Genomic DNA, 5,044 nt, shown 5'->3' with positions numbered 1-5,044 from the left:
CCAACCAGGGTGATGGCATTGAGTCGCTCGTCGGCTGATACTGCTAACCCTTTGAGTAGTAAGGGGGCATTTCCCTCAGTAGCTCTCAGTGCTAAAATGCTTGGCGTTCTGATTTCTACGGTTCGAGCGGCGGCTCCCTCTCCAATGGTCTGAATTTGAATTTGCTCTGTAGGGATTTGCGTCTCTGCCCCTTGGGTTGTCAAGAAGTTTGCCGCAGCCGTGACAGGGACTTGATTGAGTCGCAGGCTGCGCGTGATGATATTTCGAGCATCGTCAGGCAGTCTGGCACCCACAAAAATTGTTCGTCCAACTCGGTTGGCTTCTAAGCCGCTCAGCTGAAGGACGTAGTTGAAGACATCTTGAACTGGCTCATTTTCGATATCCAGGGAAATCGTAGGTCCCCCCTCGGTAGCACCACCTGGGCCTGGAGCGGCTGCTGGTTGCCCCGGAGTCCCACCTGCTGCCGCGCCTCCCGTAAAGGCAAGGTTAAGACCCGCAGAACGGGCAAGCAGCCCTAAAACTTCTCGGACGGGGGCATCCCGCAACACTAAGCGGGGTACGCGCTCAGCCGTACCGAGATCGATGACAGCGGGGGCAGCATTGGTGTTGGAGGTAGTAATATCGCCGACTGGGGGCGCGATCGCTCTCGGCAAGAAAGGCGGTGCTGGACTGACGGGTTGCACTGTCCCCGCCGCTGGAGCCGGAACTCCGTCAATGGTAATGCGCGGGTTTGGCACCAGAACATCTGGGTTTGGCGGGTTGATGACTGGTTGAGGCTGAACCTCTGGTAGACCGGGCGCAGGAGTTATGCCACTGGGTGCTGGAACCTGAGGGATTTGACCGGGTGGCGTTTGGGGGAATACACCGCCCGGAACTGGCGTTTGAGCGAGTCGGGTTGGAGTCGGTGGTGTCTGTGCCGTTGGTGCAGGTGCAGTAGGAGAAGAATTAACAGGTGCCTGGGAGGAGAGCGTCGGCGGTGCAACAGAGTTAACGTTTAAGGTGATTCCCCCTTCCTTGTTCTGGCTAATCTGCCCGGTCGGTTTGCTGTTAGCAGTGCTGACCGTTACTCGGACGCTATTGTCCTCCCGCTGGCTCACGACGATTGACTGAATGCCAGGAGCCGGATTTTCCTGACGGAAGCTGTCTCCCTCAGGTAAGCTCAGTCGGGCATTCAGCACATCTGCCGTTAACTCATTGCCACGGCTGAGTGTGAACATCTGAGGGCGTAGGACAGTGTCCTTGCCGGAGCGATCGCCCTCAGATGTCTTTAGCATCACTTCAACACCATTATCCGTGGGATTGAGTTGCACAGCGGTTACTTGCGTGGCAGCTGCTAAGACCCGTTGTGTTCCGGGTAGAACCAGTGCTGAACCGAGCAAGATTCCACCCAATATTGATAGCTGTTTCACCGTTTCCTCCTCACACAAAAGCAATTTTTGCACCTGAACAGCTTTCAGGTCGAATTCTCGACACCTACTCGCTGTCTCCTACTGGGGTGGTTGAGCTGCCGCTGCTGCTGCCGCTGCTGCTGCCGCCGCCTCTTTCGCTTCCTGCTCCGATAATGGCAGCAGCACCTCTAACTTAAAAGAGGTGTTAATCAAGGTTCGCTCTTTTGGTTTGCCAGTGGGGACAATTTGACCCTGCCGGTTTACCGTAATTTTCTGACTGGTCGCCGCGTCCTTTAAATCTGATTTCAAGTCTTTTACTACTAGCAGTTGCTGGAGTCGCTCTAGACTTCTCAGAATGGATTGGGTTTGTCCGTAGTCGCCTTCAAAGCTTACATTGTATACCTTACGTTTGAGCTTACCATTGACTTCCGGCCCCAAAGACCCATCAGTAATAATGTCACTACTGCTAGCATCAGCGGCATCGTTTCTTCTTGGCTCATACTTGGTCAATTTACCCTGTCTTGCCTTAACAAAACGATTGATATCTAGCATTAAGGTATCCAGGGTTCTGGAGCTACCAAACATGGAAAGGACAGCAGCTCTTTGCTGTTTTGCCTTGTTTAGGTTTACTTTCGCCGCATCAATTTTTTGCTGGAGTTGTGCCTGTTGTTGAATTTGCTGCTCGGTGTTTTCTACATCCGTTTGCAGTTGTTGATAAGAAGTCCACGCAGGCAACAACAAGTTAACGACCAAATAAGCTGCTCCTGCTAAACCCAACACTGCCAGCAAGGCACCGCTGACTGTTGGCGTGAAAGTAATACCAAAGGCACTGGGATAGGCAGCTTCATCTTGGCCTTCATCGGATGGTATAAAGTCTTGACTTACCGTCATTTTTGCAGCGCTCCTGTGTTCTGAAGGTTTCTAAGCCGAGTCGCTAATCCCACTGCACCTTTGCGCTCCCACTCTCTAAGTAACTGGGAAGCCGGGGCATCGCTCAGGCTCGTTTTAATGGTGTATTCCACCACTTTTGGCAATTTAATTTCTACTCTAGCGTTGGAATTTCCTTGATCCTGGGGCTGTTGCACCTGAGTTTGATTGTCTTTCAACTCAGCCGCCACAATTTGGGTATCTTCGCTATCGAATAACTTAGATCGCTGTAGCGTTAGCAAAAAGTCGTTCACTTCATCAAAGGAGCGAGCGTACCCTTTGATTGACACGTTAGAACTCGGAGGGGCAGCGGCAGCAGTGGGGCTAGGGGCTGCTGTGGTGGTAGCCGGATCTGGCGCGGTTTGCTCAATGCTGGTGATTTGCAGACCGGGTGGCACGCGATCGCGGATATCCTGCAAAATCGCTGACCACGGAGCCAATTGATTGAACACGCTGGCGAGTGCCTGCGTTTCTCCTTTCACTGCCTGAGTTTCGTTGTTGATTGCTTGAATTTGCTGCTCTTTGGCTTTGCCTTCATTGAGCCGCTGTTCCAATTGAGCTTTTTTGGCGGTCAATTGTTCGGTTTGGTTTTGCAGCAACAACCACAACGCCCCAACTCCTGCTGGCAACAGCAGACCGACTGCCAATCCCGCCAACAGCGGCGTCATGTTTTTATTCCCAGAGGGAGCTTTGGCACCAGGGACATCGCGGCGGATGATGTCCGGGCGATCCTTAAGAAAATTAATATCTAGGCTATACATCGCTTTAAACCTCTCGTAGTCCTAATCCCAATACCACTCCCAATCCCGGTCTTTGCACTGGTGAAATTTCCTCTATCACCTCCAAGGAAAGGGCCGCAACTGGGTCTACTTGTGTCGTTGGCAAGCTCAACCGTTGCGTGAAGAATTCATCCAGTTGTCCAATTCCTCCTCCTGGCCCAGCGAGTAGCAGCTGCGCCACTTCTAAATTTTCGCTCTGATTTAGATAAAAATCGATAGAACGACGCAGTTCGTCGGCAAGCTCTCCCAATACTCTAACCAAAGCCGCCATACCGGGATTGATCCCTGTTGCACCTGTGCGGACATTATCGACGGGAGTGTTGGGAATTGTCATCCCTTGCAGGATTTCAGTGTTTCTCGATGTCGGTAAATTCATCGCCCGATTGAGGGCACTCTGTAGTTGATACGTCCCAATCGGCACGGTGCGCGAGAATTGTGGCACCCCATCTACGATGATGGCAATCTCGGTGCTGTCGAACTCAATATCTACCAAAACGGCAGCTTCTTGAGGACCAAATTGCCGCAACTGCTCTCGAATCGTCCGAATCAGAGAAAAACTGCTAATCTCTAACACATCGATTTTTAATCCAGCTTCGCGGAAGGTTTCGATATAGGTATCTGTCACATCCTTGCGGGTGGCAACTAGCAGCACCTGCACCTTCTCAATTCCATCCTCATCGGTGAAAAATCCTAGCTTCTGGTAGTCTACATCTGCTTCCTCCCGTGGAAAAGGCAAGTAGAGACCGGCTTCGTGATCCAACACCATTTCCCGCAACTCTTTGTCATCAAGTTCCGCAGGCACCGGGATAACGCGCACTACGGCTTCGCGACCCGATACGGCAGTGGCGACGTTCTGGACTTTTATCTTACTTTCAGCGATCGCTTCCTTAATCAGTTCTGCTAAAGCTGGGGCATCGATAATCTTGCCTTCTTGAAAAACCCCTTCCGGAACTTCTTTCGAGGACAGCATTGTTAATTTGAATCCTTGCCCCTGCTTGCGTAGTTGAGCAATATTAATTCGTTCAGGGGCAATTTCTATACCAATTCCTTTGGTACGTTTCGATAATAATCCTTTAAATCGGGTGAACATATCTTTAGGTTTGCTGAGGGGAGCAGCCATAGAAACTTTAGTTAGGTAAGAGAGATTGCGTATAGGGAAATAGAGACAGATTCATGGTACCCAATCTAGCTGACAAACACATCGGTAGAGACAAAAATACACCCTGATAGATTCCGTACCATTAGATATACCTCATCAGGTAGGATGAGTTACTGCTAGCTGGGTTACTGCTAGCGCTGAAAGTGGAATTGCAATTTACATGATCCGTAGGAAAACCTGGAGACGATTGGGCATCTGTACCCTATTAGGGTTCATTTTCAGCTGGGTTATCAGCTGTAGCCCTGGATCTGCCCCATCCGGAAAAGGGGAAATTGAGTTCTGGACGATGCAGCTGCAACCGCAGTTTACTGAGTATTTCAACAAACTGATTGCCAACTTTGAAGCGGAAAATACCGGCGTCAAAGTCCGCTGGGTGGATGTACCCTGGAGTGCGATGGAAAGCAAAATCCTGACGGCGGTTTCGGCAAAAACAGCACCCGATGTCGCGAACCTCAATCCGGACTTTGCCTCTCAGTTGGCGTCGCGCAATGCTTGGTTGAATTTAGATACTAAAGTTCCCCAGGCGGTGCGTCAGCAATATCTACCTAATATATGGAAGGCTAGCACGCTCGGCGACCAAAGTTTTGGCCTTCCCTGGTATTTAACCACGCGGGTAACGATTTACAACCAGGATTTGTTTAAAGCCGCTGGGGTAAGCAAACCTCCGGCGACTTATACCGAACTGGCACAAGTTGCTCAACAAATTAAGGAAAAAACCGGCAAGTATGCGTTTTTTGCAACCCTAGTTCCAGAAGATTCGGCTGAGGTGCTGGAATCGATGGTGCAGATGG

At 50.8% G+C, this 5,044-nt stretch carries 5 protein-coding genes; 1 reads left to right on the top strand and 4 read right to left on the bottom strand.

Annotation, left to right across the window (positions count from 1 at the left end; genetic code table 11):
• From H6F50_RS05990 to H6F50_RS05975, 4 genes are all read right to left on the bottom strand, one after another.
• On the bottom strand, window positions 1-1,409 hold a 1,409-nt coding region (locus H6F50_RS05990; RefSeq protein WP_190427428.1), incomplete at its 3' end, for an AMIN domain-containing protein.
• A 78-nt stretch (window positions 1,410-1,487) separates the two neighbouring features.
• Window positions 1,488-2,279, bottom strand: a complete 792-nt coding sequence (locus H6F50_RS05985; protein ID WP_190427425.1) for a hypothetical protein — start codon at window positions 2,277-2,279, stop codon at window positions 1,488-1,490.
• Window positions 2,276-3,076 carry a PilN domain-containing protein gene (locus tag H6F50_RS05980; RefSeq protein ID WP_190427423.1) on the bottom strand — a complete coding sequence of 267 codons (801 nt, stop codon included), beginning with the start codon at window positions 3,074-3,076 and terminating at the stop codon, window positions 2,276-2,278. Before H6F50_RS05980 ends, H6F50_RS05985 begins: the two co-directional genes overlap by 4 nt.
• Before the next feature lie 4 nt (window positions 3,077-3,080).
• On the bottom strand, window positions 3,081-4,184 hold the full coding sequence (locus tag H6F50_RS05975) for a type IV pilus biogenesis protein PilM (protein ID WP_190413781.1): 1,104 nt from the start codon (window positions 4,182-4,184) through the stop codon (window positions 3,081-3,083).
• Between the two features lie 229 nt (window positions 4,185-4,413).
• On the opposite strand from H6F50_RS05975, the gene H6F50_RS05970 reads away from it, so the two are divergent.
• The coding region (locus H6F50_RS05970) for an extracellular solute-binding protein (protein WP_190427421.1) at window positions 4,414-5,044 on the top strand (631 nt) is incomplete at its 3' end.

The organism is Coleofasciculus sp. FACHB-712 (assembly GCF_014695635.1).
GTDB lineage: Bacteria > Cyanobacteriota > Cyanobacteriia > Cyanobacteriales > FACHB-T130 > FACHB-T130.
The sequence above is the reverse complement of the archived record's forward strand: the minus strand, read 5'-3'. Positions and strand labels throughout refer to the sequence as shown.

What these genes read in the sequence shown, in the direction of transcription:
- H6F50_RS05980 (WP_190427423.1), bottom strand. Translation starts at nt 3,076, where the DNA reads ATGTATAGCCTAGATATTAATTTTCTTAAGGATCGCCCGGACATCATC.
- H6F50_RS05975 (WP_190413781.1), bottom strand. Translation starts at nt 4,184, where the DNA reads ATGTTCACCCGATTTAAAGGATTATTATCGAAACGTACCAAAGGAATT.
- H6F50_RS05985 (WP_190427425.1), bottom strand. Translation starts at nt 2,279, where the DNA reads ATGACGGTAAGTCAAGACTTTATACCATCCGATGAAGGCCAAGATGAA.